The organism is Facklamia sp. P12955, assembly GCF_050409565.1.
GTDB lineage: Bacteria > Bacillota > Bacilli > Lactobacillales > Aerococcaceae > Facklamia.
The window spans coordinates 39,049-55,534 of sequence record NZ_JBNUPF010000006.1 but is presented as its reverse complement, the minus strand read 5'-3'; the positions used below and the strand labels follow the sequence as shown (position 1 = coordinate 55,534).

15 protein-coding genes are annotated in these 16,486 nt (G+C 35.4%); 1 reads left to right on the top strand and 14 read right to left on the bottom strand.

What is annotated here, in order from left to right; translation table 11 throughout:
• Positions 1 to 11: 11 nt before the first annotated feature.
• Positions 12 to 1,409 carry a DEAD/DEAH box helicase gene (locus tag ACQV2G_RS02665; RefSeq protein WP_428876084.1) on the bottom strand — a complete coding sequence of 466 codons (1,398 nt, stop codon included), beginning with the start codon at positions 1,407 to 1,409 and terminating at the stop codon, positions 12 to 14.
• Positions 1,410 to 1,481: 72 nt separating this feature from the next.
• Positions 1,482 to 2,354, bottom strand: coding sequence for a DegV family protein (locus ACQV2G_RS02660; protein WP_428874172.1), 873 nt, complete (start codon positions 2,352 to 2,354; stop codon positions 1,482 to 1,484).
• A gap of 113 nt (positions 2,355 to 2,467) precedes the next feature.
• Here ACQV2G_RS02660 and ACQV2G_RS02655 point away from each other — a divergent pair, with 113 nt between their 5' ends.
• A complete protein-coding gene (locus tag ACQV2G_RS02655) occupies positions 2,468 to 3,109 on the top strand; it encodes a YigZ family protein (protein WP_428874171.1) in 642 nt (213 codons plus the stop codon).
• Positions 3,110 to 3,115: 6 nt separating this feature from the next.
• Here the strand turns inward: ACQV2G_RS02655 and ACQV2G_RS02650 are convergent, their stop codons facing one another.
• The 12 genes from ACQV2G_RS02650 to ACQV2G_RS02595 all read right to left on the bottom strand — a co-directional run bounded on the left by ACQV2G_RS02650 (position 3,116) and on the right by ACQV2G_RS02595 (position 16,481).
• Positions 3,116 to 4,159: an MraY family glycosyltransferase gene (locus ACQV2G_RS02650; RefSeq protein WP_428874170.1), complete on the bottom strand. Its 1,044-nt coding sequence runs from the start codon at positions 4,157 to 4,159 to the stop codon at positions 3,116 to 3,118.
• 17 nt (positions 4,160 to 4,176) lie between these two features.
• Positions 4,177 to 5,010, bottom strand: a complete 834-nt coding sequence (gene nadE / locus ACQV2G_RS02645) for an ammonia-dependent NAD(+) synthetase (RefSeq protein ID WP_428874169.1) — start codon at positions 5,008 to 5,010, stop codon at positions 4,177 to 4,179.
• Between the two features lie 13 nt (positions 5,011 to 5,023).
• Positions 5,024 to 6,514, bottom strand: coding sequence for a nicotinate phosphoribosyltransferase (locus ACQV2G_RS02640; RefSeq protein ID WP_428876083.1), 1,491 nt, complete (start codon positions 6,512 to 6,514; stop codon positions 5,024 to 5,026).
• Between the two features lie 137 nt (positions 6,515 to 6,651).
• Positions 6,652 to 7,623 (bottom strand): hypothetical protein, encoded by a 972-nt coding sequence (locus ACQV2G_RS02635; RefSeq protein WP_428876082.1) that lies wholly within the window; start codon positions 7,621 to 7,623, stop codon positions 6,652 to 6,654.
• Between the two features lie 65 nt (positions 7,624 to 7,688).
• Positions 7,689 to 9,080 (bottom strand): sugar transferase, encoded by a 1,392-nt coding sequence (locus tag ACQV2G_RS02630; protein WP_428874195.1) that lies wholly within the window; start codon positions 9,078 to 9,080, stop codon positions 7,689 to 7,691.
• A 187-nt stretch (positions 9,081 to 9,267) separates the two neighbouring features.
• Complete coding sequence (locus ACQV2G_RS02625; protein WP_428874165.1) at positions 9,268 to 10,251, bottom strand: ribose-phosphate diphosphokinase; 984 nt, start codon at positions 10,249 to 10,251, stop codon at positions 9,268 to 9,270.
• A 22-nt stretch (positions 10,252 to 10,273) separates the two neighbouring features.
• Positions 10,274 to 11,641: a bifunctional UDP-N-acetylglucosamine diphosphorylase/glucosamine-1-phosphate N-acetyltransferase GlmU gene (gene glmU / locus ACQV2G_RS02620; protein ID WP_428874164.1), complete on the bottom strand. Its 1,368-nt coding sequence runs from the start codon at positions 11,639 to 11,641 to the stop codon at positions 10,274 to 10,276.
• Positions 11,642 to 11,717: 76 nt separating this feature from the next.
• Complete coding sequence (gene purR, locus ACQV2G_RS02615) at positions 11,718 to 12,548, bottom strand: pur operon repressor (RefSeq protein WP_428874163.1); 831 nt, start codon at positions 12,546 to 12,548, stop codon at positions 11,718 to 11,720.
• A gap of 118 nt (positions 12,549 to 12,666) precedes the next feature.
• On the bottom strand, positions 12,667 to 13,491 hold the full coding sequence (locus ACQV2G_RS02610; protein ID WP_428873159.1) for a metal ABC transporter permease: 825 nt from the start codon (positions 13,489 to 13,491) through the stop codon (positions 12,667 to 12,669).
• Positions 13,449 to 14,144, bottom strand: a complete 696-nt coding sequence (locus tag ACQV2G_RS02605; RefSeq protein WP_428876081.1) for a metal ABC transporter ATP-binding protein — start codon at positions 14,142 to 14,144, stop codon at positions 13,449 to 13,451. Before ACQV2G_RS02605 ends, ACQV2G_RS02610 begins: the two co-directional genes overlap by 43 nt.
• Before the next feature lie 23 nt (positions 14,145 to 14,167).
• Positions 14,168 to 15,124, bottom strand: coding sequence for a metal ABC transporter solute-binding protein, Zn/Mn family (locus ACQV2G_RS02600; protein WP_428876080.1), 957 nt, complete (start codon positions 15,122 to 15,124; stop codon positions 14,168 to 14,170).
• 151 nt (positions 15,125 to 15,275) lie between these two features.
• Positions 15,276 to 16,481, bottom strand: a complete 1,206-nt coding sequence (locus ACQV2G_RS02595) for a YcjF family protein (RefSeq protein WP_428876079.1) — start codon at positions 16,479 to 16,481, stop codon at positions 15,276 to 15,278.
• Between the last annotated feature and the right edge of the window lie 5 nt (positions 16,482 to 16,486).

Genomic DNA, 16,486 nt, shown 5'->3' with positions numbered 1-16,486 from the left:
AGACCCTTTCATCAAGCATTTGCATTTAAAAGTCCTCTCTTGCTCGCTAACTGATTCATTCCCTTAATTTCTATAGCCGCTCTTTTCATTTCTTTTGTAATACCATAATGACCAAAAACAACTTTACCTGATGGATAAGCAGCCTTCCTTCCTACCCTGCCACTCATTTGAACTAAAGCTGATTTAGAAAAAAGAGGGTCCTCAGCACCAAGGATAAACACATGACAGTTTTCAAAAGTTACTCCCCTTTCAAGAATGGATGTAGAGATTAGTATGTCATAATGACCTTTGCGCATTTTTTCTACCTTTTGATGTCTTAGAGGATCTGTTGAATATACATAGGTAAGTCTAAGGCCTTTAAAAAGTTTCTCTAACCACTCAGATAATAGAATTGCCAACTTGATATTGGCTATAAAAATTAGTTTCCGACCTTCAAGCGCAATAAAATGTTTTAGGCTTAAGAGAAGTTTGGAATTCTTTTGTTGATTTACTAAGTTAGTTTTCCAATCTCCCAACCACAAAAATATGGGTTCAACCAAAGGAAAACCATGAAATCGCGCTGGTAAAATGGTCTGGTGAATCAAGCCTTTTTTGACCGCTTCCACAATTTTTTTATCCGGTGTTGCTGTCAGAAAGATTAATTTACCCTTCTTTTTAACTGCTCGATTTACCGCGAAATGTAAACTCTCATTATCAACATAGGGAAAGGCATCTACTTCATCCACTATTACTAGGTCAAAGGCTTGAAAAAACCTTAGCAACTGATGGGTAGTTGCTATTAAAATTTCACAGGGCTCATATTTTGTTTCACTCTTTCCATGAAGCAAAAGAACTTTGACCGAATTAAAAGCAGCTTTAATTCTTGGAAAAAGTTCAATGCACACGTCAACTCTTGGAGAGACTAAAGCTATCTTTCCATCCTTTCTTAATATTTCATCGATTATTGGAAAAAGCATTTCTGTTTTACCAGCTCCCGTTACAGCATGGATTAAATGTGGGTGACTACTATCATCCAATTGTTCCGCAACTTCTTGTGAAGCCTTATTTTGCTGTGGCGAAAGTTTCCCTTGCCAGGTGAGAAAGGATTTTTGATTTCTTATAGTTAAAGGTTGATTGTTTGGTAAATAATAAAGCAAATCGTTACTACAAATTCGTCCCATTTGAAGACACGAACAACAATATATAATCTTCTTTTTATTAAAATAAAACTTATAGTATTGTTGTTGATCTTGACAATTGCACCTGGAACAAAGGATGTGCTTTTGTTTTATTTGTATAGCAGGCATTGCGTGTAGATGATTAAATATCGTCTCTAATTTCCAGCTGGATTGAGAAAGAAATTTATCCCAGATTATTGTTACTTCTCTTTGAGTCATTAATTGACCAATAAAATACTCTTTCCACTCCATCAAAAAAATCTCCTTCCATGTCTTTTTATAAAGTACACAGAAGGAGAATAATTAGTGCTATTATTTACTTGTTTAATTAGGATCGTAATTAGGCATTATGGCCAAGCCAATACAACCTTTTCCGGTATGTGTTCCGATAACAGGGCCGATCGAGTTAATTTCTATATCAGAGATCGTTAACTCTTTTTCAATTAATTCTACAACCACACTACATTCGTCTTTAGCATTGGCATGTGTCATCATAAGCTGAATACCTTGGGGATATGATTCAATTGCTTCTTTAATTAGTTGAATCCATCTAGCATACACCTTTTTATTAGTACGGATTTTTTCAAAGAGAAGAATATTTCCTTCCTCATCAAAATGCAATAAAGGACGAATTTTAAGCAATTGGCCTAGTGTAGCAAAACCTGCATTTAAACGTCCACCTTTAACTAGGTTCTCTAACTCTTCGACCATCAAATAAGTTTGTGTATGATTTGCTTGCCAAGTTAGTTCAGCCACGATATCTTCTAATTCCTTATCCGCTTCGAGTCCTTTTAAGGCTTTCCTTGCCAAACCTTCAATGACTATGCATGAAGACTTAGAATCGATAATATAACTTTGAATACGATCTTGGTATTCAGTTAGTACCGATTGCGCTAAAGCTAAAGTTCCTGATATTTTTGAAGATAGATGGATAGCTATGACTGCTTGAAAACCTTCTTCAACAATCTGATCCATCAATTGGTAGTAGTCACCTGGATGTGGTTGAGAAGATTTAGGTAATCGATCACTTTTTTCCATATACTGATAAAACCGCGTCTGCTCATCAATATCAGATGAATCTTTAAAAACAGTCCCATCATCAAAAATAACACTAAGATCGACTTGAAAAACGTTTGATTGACTGGCTATTTCCTGGTTTAAATATGCTGTAGAATCTACTATAATTGCTGTTTTCATTTTTCACTACCATTCCCTGTCTGACTAATAATCAGTTGTTTTTTAAATATGTTACACTGTTTAAAGAATCTATATGTTATCTATTATCCTAACATAAATGAAAGGAAAGCTATATGTTTAATTATTTAAGTATCCAAAAAGAAATTGTACATGAAATTGAAATAAAAAAATCTCGTTTTATTTGTTTTCTGTTTCCAATCAAAAGTGAAGAAGAATTTAATCAACACTTGCTTAGTATACAAAAAAAGCATTATAAAGCAAATCACCACTGCTATGCTTTTAGTTTAGAGGCTGACTCAAGTATTCAACGCATGAGTGACGATGGCGAACCAAGTGGTACAGCAGGTCTACCAATGCTTGAAGTTCTTAAAAAAGAGGAATTAACTTTTGTCGCAGCCATTGTTGTTCGCTATTTTGGTGGAAACAAGTTAGGTGCAGGTGGTTTAATTCGCGCTTACACCCAAGTAGTTAGTGAAAGCTGCCAATTGGCCAATAAAATTAAAAATGTTAACCAGACCCTTCTTCAAATTGAAATGGATTATGCACAGCTTGATCGCTTTAATCATAATCTTGCTCAAATGCCTGGCTTACCTTCTGTTCTAACCATCGAATATCTCGAAAAAATTCAAATGACAATCGCTATTCATTCTGACTTCCTAAAGGAATTTGATAGCTATTTAGTCAATTTTTTAAGTGGACAAGTTAAAATAGACAGTTTAGGTAATCGAGATATAAATATACCTTTTAAAACTTAAAAAGATTCATTTGTTTGGAGACTCTTTTCCAATATGCACAGTAAAATAAACCATTGCTACAATCAATACCATTGTCATCACCCATATCAGCCACTTTAAATTAGGAAAGGCATGGAGGGCTAGGGTAATCAATGAAAAAACGGCAGATAAAGCCATCATCATTTTATTGATTGAACTTTCATTATAACCCCTTCGCAGTAACCGATGATGGATATGCTCTTTGTCTCCTTCAGTAACCGGGGTTCGTTGGTGTAAACGCCTCATGAAGGCAAAAACAGTATCAAAAAGTGGAACAGCAAATAAAAGTATTGGAAAAATAAAAGAGTAAAGACTGGCGTTTTTTAGATTAGTAACGGTTAAACTAGCGTACATAAATCCAATAAATAAAGCCCCAGTATCTCCCAACATAATTTTAGCAGGTGGCCAATTAAATATTAAAAAACCAGCAATTGCTGCAAATAAAAATAACAACTTTAATACAAAATCCAATTGAATGGTTAAAGAAAAACCTAAAGTTATTATAACCATTGAAAAAAGACTCACCAGGCTAACACTTGAAGCTAGGCCATCAATCCCATCTAATAAATTTAATGCATTAGTTACTAAATAAATCCATACTATGGTTAAGAGATATTTCAAACCATTAAAAAGTAATGGGTCTTCAAAATTAATGAGTTGAGATGAAAAAGAAATGTCACTATAAAAATAGACATAATGACAGGCGATTAAAATACCGATTGATTTTTTTAAAGCAGATAAATTTAACCTATCATCTAAAACGCCCGTTACAAGGATAATTAAGGAGGCTACAAAAAGACTCCCTTGCTTATCCCAAAGAGTAAAAGGATTTAATAAGTAATAGCTTAACCAATATGCCATAAATACAGCAATACCACCGTAAGCAGGTGGTGTTCTTTTGCTATTATTCTCTCTATTCTTAAAATCAAGGGGCTTTGTAAAATTAAGCAACTTTAATAAGGAATAGGAAAATGCTAATGACAATATGAAAGCAAGCACTACCCTCATTATTATTTCCAGTACAATGGACATTATTTCATCTCCTTAAATCAAGATTCCCTCCAAAACTGATCAAAGACAGTGACTGGCAGATGGCGTTTATGTTGGCTACTTAAGTACCATTTTTCAATTATTGCTGCTTCATGGTCTTTTACTTCACGTCCTGTCAAATAACGATCAATGGTTTGATAAGAAACACCCAACGCTTCTTCATCGGATAACATAGGACGGTCTTCTTCTAAATCGGCTGTCGGTATTTTTTGATAAAGGTCTGCCGGACAGTTTAGGGACTGTAGCAACTGCTTACCCTGATCTTTGGTTAAGCGCCACAAAGGCATTACATCCGCTGCCCCATCTCCATATTTAGTAAAGAATCCTGTGACACTCTCTGCTGCATGGTCACTTCCTACTACAACACCTGAAAACTGTCCTGCTACCGCATATTGCATCACCATACGCTGTCTCGCTTTAATATTTCCTTTATTAAAATCGCTAACTTCAATTTGTTCTTTTTTCAAAGCTTGAACAACTCCTAAAGTCGCCTCTTCAATATTTAGATTTAAAATTCGGTCTGGTGCAATAAAATCTAGAGCCTTTAGTGCATCTTCTTCATCATTTTGGACAGCATAAGGAAGTCGTATAGCAATAAATTGATACTGGTTATCGTTTGTTTCAGTTCGGATTTCTTCAATAGCCATTTGCGATAATTTCCCTGCTAAAGTGGAATCTTGTCCTCCACTAATACCTAATACCAATGACTTTAAACCTGCATTTTGATAGAGATAATCTTTCAAAAAGTTAATAGATCGCCGAATTTCAGCTTCTGGTTCAATCCTTGGTGAAACTTTTAAATTCCCTATGATTTCTTTTTGCAATTGTCTCATATTATTCTCCTTATCAGAATTGATCTGTTTGAAACGCCTCAACTCTTAAATCAACTTGGTCGCGAACCTCTTGTATACTATCCATTTTCAAATCGTATAATTTTTGCGATAAATCAACTGGATAAACTTGTGGATTTAAAATGCGCTTATGCTCTTCCCATAAGCAGTTAATCTTATCCTCTGAATAATCTTTAATAGTTAATATATCTGGTAAATCATATACTTGCTGACCCTCTTTGTATATATCTATTAAAAGTGGACGCGCTTCAAAGTCCTTAACAGTTTTATTGATATAGGTATGAACTGGATGGAACATGAAAAGTTCCTCTAAAAGATCGGGCCTTTCATCTATTAAAGCAATATAGTCACCTTCCACCTTGCCATCTTTTTTTCGAGTAATTCGCCAAACTTGTTTCAGACCGGGTGTAGTGATTTTTTCTGTATTGGAAGAAATTTTAATTGTCGGTACAATCTCACCTTTGTCATCTTCGATTCCAACTAATTTATAAACAGCACCTAGAGCAGGCTGGTCATAAGAAGTTATTATTTTAGTTCCAATACCCCAATCGTTGATTTTTGCACCCTGCATTCGTAAGTTTAAAATGGTTTTTTCATCCAAATCATTGGAAGCTATTATGCGCGCTTCGGTGAAACCTGCTTCGTCCAATTGCTCACGAATTTTTTTTGATTGGTAAGCCATATCTCCCGAATCAATTCGAACACCGATAAAATTGATTTTGTCACCCATTTCTTTAGCTACTTTTATAGCGATAGGTATGCCTGAACGTAATGTGTCATAAGTATCTACTAAGAAGACGACATCACGATGCGTTTCAGCATAAGCTCTAAAAGCTTGATACTCATCTCGGTAAGCTTGTACCAAAGAATGAGCGTGAGTACCAGAAACAGGAATACCAAATAATTTCCCAGCCCTAACGTTTGAAGTTGAATCAAAGCCTCCAATAAAGGCTGCACGCGTTCCCCAAATAGCCGCATCCATTTCTTGCGCTCTTCTAGCACCAAATTCAGAAATTTTATCCCCTTCACCCACTACCGAACGAATACGTGATGCCTTTGTGGCAATTAAAGTTTGGAAATTTATTATATTTAAAATAGCTGTTTCAACTAATTGGCACTGACCAAGTGGTCCTTCAACTTGCATCAAAGGTTCGGTTGCATAACAAAGCTCGCCTTCTTGCATAGACCTAACAGATAACTCTAGTTTCATATCTGCCAAGTATTGAATAAATGTTTCGGGGTATATTTCTAAGCTTCTTAGATAATCCAAGTCAGTCGCTGAGAAATGAAATTGATTCAAATAGTGAACAACTCTTTCTAAACCAGCAAAAATAGCGTAGCCATTGTTAAAAGGGTTTTTGCGAAAGTAGACTTCAAAAACAGCCAGTTTTCGATCAATCCCTTTTTCCCAATATGTTTTCAACATATTGATTTGATAAAGATCGGTGTGGGTCATTAAGCTGTCATCAGAATATTTATAGATCATTTTAATCTCCTCAACTGAATAATTTTATTTATTGTATCATACTATTGCCCTCAATGTTGATTCAAAAAGAGTGCATAAGTTATAAGCTCATTATAAAAAAGCCTTTAGTTGAATGCTCAACTAAAGGTTTTTACTAATTACTCTTCTATGGTATTTTCTTCAGAAGTTTGCATGGCCTCCAAAGGAACCTGAATATTAAAGCTTTGACCATACTGGTCAAAGTCAAAATTAGCCGAAATACTTATAAGCTCTGGTAAATTAGACCAGTCTGTTTGACTCACTGAATCGATAAAAACTTTAGGGTCTGTGTCAATCATAAAGGAAAAGTTCTTTATCAGCCCTGTCACACTCTCATATGTAACAGTCATTTGTGGATTCATATTAAAGAAATCTTCAAACATATCAGGATTCAAGAATTCCCCCAGAGATTCTTCATATTCTCGGTCGATGGGTTGTCCCAGATCTTCTGATTGCTCAATCGCTTTGTTAGCTGATTGCTTAACCAACTGTTTTAAATCGATTGCCTTATCTAAATCATTGTAAAAGCTAGCTCCATTAATATCTTTTTTCAACTTAAAAAGATAATCTTGACCTTTTTCTTCAAATTCAAAGTATTTATCAATAAATGTTTTGGCCTCTGAAGTCATTTCGCTTTCTACTAAGCCATTTGATACATTTTTAAAGGATGCTTGAAGACTATCTAAGATATCTTCTTCTGATACCGTCCATTCTGAAGTCTTCCACTCTTTAGATTGAGTGTTGTAAATATAATTAAATCCTTCTTTAGCATAGCTTTCAAAACCTACAGCCTCTGAACCTACAAATGGAGAAATTATTTTTGCTACCATTTGTAAAGCTATCGGTTGAGCATTTACTAATGCGTCAATTTCTAGGTTTCCAAAATCACTGGTCATATTTTGCGAGGAAATTTTCACACCTACTGTACCTTCCATATGAAAGGATTGGAATTCTTGTTGGTTTGCTTTTACCGCCACATCTTGCCAAGCATCTGAAACTGTTTCTTGAGCACTCACATAAGACTGAGGGATTAGCAGCAGATTAACCATTATCATTAAAAAAAGTGTTTTTACCTTATTACGTTTATTCATAATATCCTCCTTATAATTTACTAGCAAAAGCCTAACATAAACAATAAACAACATCTAGAAATAGCTTACTCATAAATATGAATTTTGGATTGAAAATCCTTCCATGAAGGTTGGCAGAGATCTTCTTGGTCTAAACCTCTTGAAGAAACCTTATCAAATAATATTTTTAATGTTTGAAACAACAATTTAAAATCAAAGGCTAATGAGTAATTTTTAATATAGAGCAGATCAAAGTTTAATTTATTATTAAAGTCTGTAGCATATTTTCCATAGACTTGAGCATAGCCAGTGATTCCTGCACGTACATGATGACGCAATTCATAATAAGCATTTTCTTGACTAAATTGATTAACAAAAAAAGGACGTTCAGGTCGCGGTCCAACGAGCGACATATCACCTTTTAACACATTGATTAATTGTGGAAGTTCATCAATCCGAGTAGTGCGAATAAACTTTCCTACCCTCGTCACTCGTGAATCATTAGAACTAGCTAATACGGGTCCAGATTTTTCTTCAGCCGTTTGAGTCATTGAACGAAATTTTAAAATGTTGAAAGGTTTAGATCCTTTTGTAATTCTAACTTGACGATAAAAAATTGGTCCCTTACTGTCTAGTTTTACAGCTATGGCTGTTATTAACATGATAGGCGAAGCTAAAATTAATAAAAGAAGAGAAGAAGCAATATCAATCGTCCTTTTGATAATAGCTTGTTCAAAAGCAATTGAAAAAGTAGATACTTCAATTAAACTTTCATCTTCAAAGCTCATTATATTTGGATTAACCATCATTAAATTTGCAAAGTTAGTCGATAAAAAGAGCTTTTTGTTATTCCGCATCAAATAATCGTATATTTTTAGTCGTTCTGTTTCTTCGATATAACCAGTAAGGTAAACAATATCGACCGCATCCGATAATTTAACCACACGCTGGTAATAATCTGACAAGACTACATGAGTTACCTCATGTCTACGATTGGTCATTCTATCAAAATTAACCACTGCATTTAACGCCTTTTTATTCTCCCCTACGACTAAAACTCGTTTACGGCCAGATAATCGATGATAAAGGATGTAAGCTACAGCATTAAATAAATATACCAATATTGTCCCTACGAAAAGGTTAAGTAAAATAACAGATCGCGGAAAAGTTAGCCAAGACCCAGCATAAGTAACGGCCATCATAAAAAAAGACAAAAATAATTGAGATAGCATGGTAAAGTAGAAAAGGTCCATTAAAGTTTTATTATAAAATATATAGGTACCAAAGAAGAAGTTGATCAAAATAAAACCTATTGCTATCCAGAAATAACTTGATTCAAAAGCTATAAAATTTCTATAGGGAATTTGGCCTGAAAATTTTAAATAAAAGGATAATAGAATTCCTAAAAGACATACCAGTGAACCCATTATAACTACAACAAAGCGTAATAAATTATTCCATTCTTTTCGATGGTTCATAATAAAACCTCTTTCTTTCCGTTGGTTCTTACTCATTATACCGACTTCTTTAAAAAATAACCATCAACATTTAGTCTGATTAATTTTTACGCTCTCATATATTTGTATTGAAATAACTTAAGCTCGTCCCATCTAATTTAAAGATAGAACGAGCTTAAGCTTCAAATAAAAAATTTACAATTAAAGTCTACTCAATGATAGTGAATTTTTCATTGAAAAGAGGTGAAACAGAACGGTTCTCGTGAATACGTTTAATTGCTTCAGCAATTAAGTGTGCAACAGACACAATTTCAATTTTATCAATTTTTTTGTCTTCAGGCAGTAGAATGGTGTCTGTAACAATTACCTTCTTAATAACAGATGTTTGCAATCTTTCTAAAGCTGGCCCAGAAAGAACCGGGTGAGTACAGGTGGCATAAACTTCTTTGGCTCCACGATCAATCAAAGCTTGAGCAGCGATTGTAATTGTTCCTGCCGTATCAATCATGTCATCAATTATCACTGCTGTTTTATCTTTAACATCTCCAACAATACTCATCACTTCTGCAACGTTAGGACGTGGGCGACGTTTATCAACAATAGCAATTGGTGCCTTTAAAAATTCTGCTAGTTTTCGTGCACGAGTTACGCCGCCATGGTCAGGTGATACAACAACAACATCATCGCCAAAAAGTTTGTTATCAATAAAGTAATTTGCCAGTAAAGGAGCACCTAATAAATGATCTACAGGTATATCGAAAAACCCTTGAATTTGGGCAGCGTGTAAATCCAATGCCACTACACGGTCTGCTCCTGCTTGCTCTAACATATTTGCTACCAATTTAGCTGTAATTGGTTCACGAGACTGTGCTTTACGGTCTTGACGTGCATAACCATAGTAAGGAAGCACTACATTGATTGTTTTTGCTGATGCGCGACGCAAAGCATCAATCGTAATTAATAATTCCATTAAATTATCATTAACTGGTGAGGAGGTCGATTGTACGATATATACATGTGCCCCCCTAGTCGATTCATCAATATTTACACGTATCTCTCCATCAGCAAACCTAGATAAAGAAATTTCACCTAATTCTACTCCAACAGCTTTTGCAATTGCTGCCGCTAACTTTTCGTTAGAACTTAATGCAAAGATCTTTAATTTTGGATCCTTATAGTGTTCACTTGCCAACCAAATCCCTCTTTCCTTAAATTTATTTATTGATGTATTTAGTCCAATAACCTAACTTATTAACCTGTTCGCTACGTGAAATAGCTAAGGCTTCCGCTTCAACATCCTTTATAATAGTTGAACCAGCAGCTATAAAGGCACGGTCCCCAATCTCAAGTGGAGAGACGATATTAGAGTTACTTCCAAGAAATACTTGATCGCCGACTTTCGAACGATATTTTCTTTTACCATCATAGTTACAAAAAATAACACCACAGCTTACATTGACATCTTTTCCTAATTCAGCATCACCGATATAGGCTAAGTGACCTGCTTTGGTATCTTTACCTAGTTGAGAATTTTTAACTTCAACAAAATTCCCAATACGGACGCCCTCTGCCAAATAGCTATTCGGTCTTAAATGCGCAAAAGGTCCTATTTTTGCTTTATCTTCAACCTTTGATTTCTCAATAACTGACTGAGTAATTATTACTGAGTCCCCTACTTGGCTATCTACAATCTCACTGTTGGCACCAATTCTTACTGATTTACCAATAAATGTTTCGCCCTTAAGCTGAACTCCCCCCTCAATCACCGTATCTTCACCAATTTTTACATCCGCTTCAACATAAGTCATTTCAGGATTAATAAAGCTCACGCCATTTCGCATATGATTTGTAATGATACGTCGGTTCATTAGCTGCTGAGCTTTAGAAAGCGCTACTCGATCATTCACTCCAATTGATTCTGCAAAATCATCCATATTAAAAGCATGAACTTTTTTTCCTTGTTTTTGAAGAATTTCAATAATATCTGGTAAATAATACTCGCCCTGGGCATTCCGATTGCTCACTGATTTCAAAGCTTTAAACATACTTAAATTATCAAAAATGTAGGTCCCTGTATTAATCTCATCTATAATAAGTTCTTTTGACGAAGCGTCTTTTTGCTCCACAATTTTAAGAACTTGGCCTTCATCATCACGAACAATTCGACCATAACCAGTAGGATCTGAGGTTCTTGCAGTCAAAACGGTTGCTTTTGAACCTGTGCTTTCATGATGCTCAAAGAGTTTAGTTAATGTTTCTCCTGACAATAAGGGTGTATCTCCACATATAACTAAGGTACTTCCTTTTTCATTTGCCAGAAGATTCTCAGCTTGGAGTACTGCATGACCTGTTCCTAATTGCTCGGATTGAAAAGCAAAATCAGTGAGGTTTTTTAATTCTTCTTTCACTAAATCTGCCCCATTACCAACAATAGTTACGATCTGCTCGGCACGACTTTCCAAGACTGATCGAACAACATGTTCTGCCATGGAAATTCCACTAATTTTATGGAGAACTTTAGGTAAGGCTGACTTCATGCGTGTACCTTTGCCAGCTGCTAAAATAACCGCCATTCTTTTCATTCACTCACACTCCTTCTATCTGCGACATTTACCCTTATATTATATCTATTTAAGGACCATATGGCTATGCAGTTTCCTAATTAAAAAAATTTCCTGCTTCAATTTCCAATTGATAATGACCTAACTCATTGTTATAACGTAATTGAGTTTCAAAAAGAGCGTGATAATTTGGAATACTCATTCGATTTTTTACCTTATTCTCTGCAAAAACGCATATTCCAGCTGCTTGCGAATCAAATTCTTCAATTAAATTTAAAAGCCCTGTTAATGTTCCGCCATTACGAAGAAAATCATCCACAATTAATACACGACTTTGCGATTGCAAAGCTGACTTCGAGAGCTCCATTTTCTTAACAGTCTGCGTAGAACCCGAAGTATAATTAATCGAAATAGTTGATCCTTCTCCAGAGGTAGATTCTCGACGTACCACAACATAAGGTTTGTTTAGATATAATGCTACTGCCGCTGCTAATCCTATCCCTTTAGCTTCTATGGTAAGAATGGTATCAATCTCTTTATCTGCATATTTAGCTGCAATAAGTTGAGCAATCGGATTTAAAACACTCGGATCTTGTAGTAGGTCATTCACGAAAATATAGTTTCCTGGGAGAATTCTCTTACCTTGAGAGAGTCGCTCTTTTACTTGACGCTGAATAATTTCAACTTCCTCTCCCGACAGATGTGGACGAAAAATAACACCTCCTGTTTTACCAGTCAATGTTTCAAGTTGCCCTAGTTGCATTTCATCAAAAACTCCTCTGACCATTCCCAAATCTTCACTAATTGATGATTTAGCACATTGAAATTTATGCGCAAAATCTTGTAAGTTTAAGAGTTGGTTGGGATTATTCATTAGTTGTTGGGTAATTGCTATTAAGCGCTGGTTTCGTTTATATTTTTTTATCATTTATAAAAAGCCTCCTTTTCCAAACATTAAGCAAACTTTATCATTATTTGTTCGAATTTTCAACAAAAAATCTCTATCGAAAAAGAGTTCTAACAGCTGTTAGAACTCTTAAAAATTATCAATGCTTATGTTTGCGTAAGTATCTTTGTAGGCTTTGAACAACAGCTACTAAAACGAATATCAAAATAAATATTAAAGTAATAGATGCTCCAGGAGGGGTGTCTAATCTGTAGGAAGCGAATAATCCCAAGTAAATTCCCACGATGTTTATCACAAAACCAATCGCTATTGCTTGTTCAAAGGACCTAGAAAGTCTAATAGCTGTTGAAGAAGGAATCACAATTAATGCTGATACTAATAAAACACCAACAATTGGCATCATAATGGAAATAGCAACCCCTGTTAAAATTGAAAAACAAGTTGAAATAAAACGAACCGGCAGTCCTGCTGTTTTAGCAGTAGCTTCATCAAAAGATATAATATAAAGTGGTTTTCTAAAAATTAGATATAAGCATAAAATCACCAGCGCTAGTCCAATTAATAAATAAACCTCTTGGTCTTGAATTAAGATAATCGATCCAAACAGATATTGGTCTACTTTAAATACACCACTATTGGAATTAAAGCTTAGAAGAAACAAGGCTAAAGCCATACCAGTGGACATCATTAAAGCCACAGATATTTCAGTGAAATGTCTATACACCGTTCTAAGATACTCAATTCCCAGTGAAGCAATCACAACAATCACTATGGTCGAGTATGTAGGTTGGATACCTAGTATAATTCCTAAAGCAACTCCAGCTAAAGAAATATGAGATAAGGTATCTGCCATTAAAGATTGCCTTCTGAGAATGAGGAAGAGACCTAAAATAGGTGTTATAAAGGACATGGCTAATCCTGCTATAAAGGCGCGTTGGATGAAGTCATACTGAAACATCTCCAAGGAGAACCCTCCTCTCTAATTAAGCGAATTTCACGATCATAGAAGCCTTCAATTTCATCATCAGCATGTGTCACCATCATGATGGATTTACCATGATGCTTGGTAAGATGTTGCAAAAGTTGATAGAACTTTCGGCGTGATTGGCTATCCATACCGTTTGTCGGTTCATCTAAAACATATAAATCTGGATCCAATGCAAAAACGCGCGCTAAAATAATCCGCTGTTTTTGGCCGCCTGAAAGTTGCCCGATTAATTTATCTCGCATATTCGCCATACCCACTGCTTCAAGGGCACGATCAACATGTTCATAATCTTCAGCATCTAAAGATTTAAACCATCTATTTTGACTGTAACGACCCGACTCTACAAAGCGCTGAACCGTGCTAGGGAAGCCTGAATTAAAGGCGGAAATGTTTTGTGCAACATAACCCAACGATAGCTTATCTCCTGCTTTATTTTTTTTGGCAATACTTATTTCTCCTGTTGCTGGCTTTAACAGACCGATAATATTTTTAACTAACGTTGACTTAGCCGCTCCATTTTCTCCCGTTAAAATAACAAATTCTCCGGATGCGATATCAAAAGTGATATTATTCAAAACTTTTTCTTCTTCATAATAAAAAGACAAGTTTTTAACGGATAACACCTTCATTTTTGGCCTCCTTACACTAGTTTCTAATTTTGAAGTAGTTGTTCAAGATTTTTACGCATTAATGTAAAATAGTTTTCCCCTGCTGCTGCCTCTTCCTCAGAAACTAATTCCAAAGTTCTTAAGGGCAGTAATTCTGCTTTAGTAGAGCTTGCTACTGTTTGAGCAATCTTAGAATCAATAGCAGGGTCAACATAGATTTTGTTCACTTGTTTTTCTGCTAATAGCTTTTGCATTTCAGCAATTTGTTTGGCTGAAGGTTCTTGATCTGAAGAAAGTCCTCCAATTGAAATTTGCTCTAAACCATAGGCCTGAGCTAAATAGCTAAAAGCTTTATGTTGAACCACGATGGTTTTATTTTCTAAATCTTTTAATTTAGTCTGAAATTCTGTATTTAATGCTTCAAGTTTTTCAACCAAAGCCTTACAGTTCTCTTCATAGACCTTCTGATTATCAGGATCTATTTCTATCATTGCCTCTTTAATGTTTTTGGCTTGTTGACTATAAACCATTGGGTCTAACCAGGTATGAGGGTCAAATTCATGAACGTGTCCTTCGTGACCATACTCTTCACCTTCATGATCGTGCTCTTCACCTTCATGATCGTGCTCTTCACCATCACCGGATAACAAATCAATGCCGTCGGTTGATTCTAAAACTTTGGTAGTATCTAAATCAACTAAAGACATTAAATCCTTTATAAAAAATTCCATTTCATCATCTTGATAAATAAATAGATCACTTTCTTGAACTTTAATTGCAGCTTGTGCACTTGCTTCATAAGCGTGAGCATCTTGATTGGCATCTAGTAGCATAGAAACCTCCATTTTATCTCCTGCTATTTCTGAAGCCAAAAAGTACACTGGATAAAAAGTGGCCATAACTTTTGGCCTATCTTGTGCAGAAACAATTTTAAAAGTTGTATGACCTACCATCGCTAGACTTAAAAAGATAGTAGCTATTATTTTCATTAGTTTATTCATATTATTTTACCCTCCGTTTAAATAGTAATAGTTACATATATCTTTATGTATAGTATCTTCCTACTAGAAGTTTGTCAAGGTAAATTTTAAGATATAATTCACTAAAAAAGCGGTAAGTCCTCTATTAAGAAGGCAAACCGCTAAATTGATATTACTCGTATTGATCTAAACTGTTAGTCATCCATTCTGGTAATGAATCTTTGACCTTGTCGGGAAATCGATGACTGATTGTTTCGAGCTCCAGACCAAATGTCTTGCGCATCAAAGCTGTTATCTCCTTAGGTAATAACTTTTTCCCTTGGTTCTCTGCAATCGTTATCTGCTTTAGTATTTCAATGTATGAATAAGCTAATGCTAGAGTAACAGTTGAGGCAGTAAAACCATTAACCATTCCTCCTGTAACTGATCCCACTCCTGGCACCCATTTAGCAGCTGACGAAGCTAGGTACTTACCCACCATACTCGCTAAACCTGTCCCTCCTACCCCAGCCATCATACTAACAATTTGTTTTTTATCGATAGACAAGCCGAATATACTAGTAATGTGAGCTAGCATTGTAATTTGGATAGGAACTAAAAGAGCTGAGTCAGCAATCGGTAAGGGGGTTAGACCAATTCCAAAAGTTGTTTTCATATACTTGTTTGCCCAACTTCTAGATTGAGCTATTTTTAAAGCCAAGTCTACTCGTTGGGCATTAATAAAAGCCTTCTCTACCTCTTCCGGAACAAACTCATAACTATGTTTAGTCAACTCTTCTAAGCCATAAGCTTTAATTTTTTGGCCACCTGCTAATTCAAAGTCTTTGGCTAAAACAGGAATAACCACTTGGACTTGAGGGACTGCTTTTTTAACAGAATCTTTAAAGCCTTTAATATCCTCACCAATTGCTTGTGTTAAGACCACAATAACCGGCAGTTCTTGAGCCAGCATTGCAATTAGGGTAATTTCTTGCGGTTCAATTCTTGCCATCGTCGCATTGATACAATAGTAAACCAAGTGAATAGGCTCTACCGCATCGCCTTTTTTAGCGTCTTTTACTAAATGAAGTAAGTGTTGGATACTTTCATCTTGCGACTTTGAATGTAACTCTAATCCTTTAGTATCATAGATAACTAGTGGTAAGCCTTTTTTAGTTATTTTCTGGACCTTTTGAGTCACTGGAAGACCTACTCCTGTTGAAGCAATATTTTCTCTAAAAAGAGCGTTCACAAGAGTGGATTTTCCCGATCCCGTTTTACCAGCGAGTAAAATGCGAATGGGCTCCATCTTTTCCACTTCCTGATCTGCTTGCCTTAATAGATCAAGTGCTAAGTTAAGATTTAAAGGACTAGTCTTAAATTTCTTCCATAAATCCATAATTC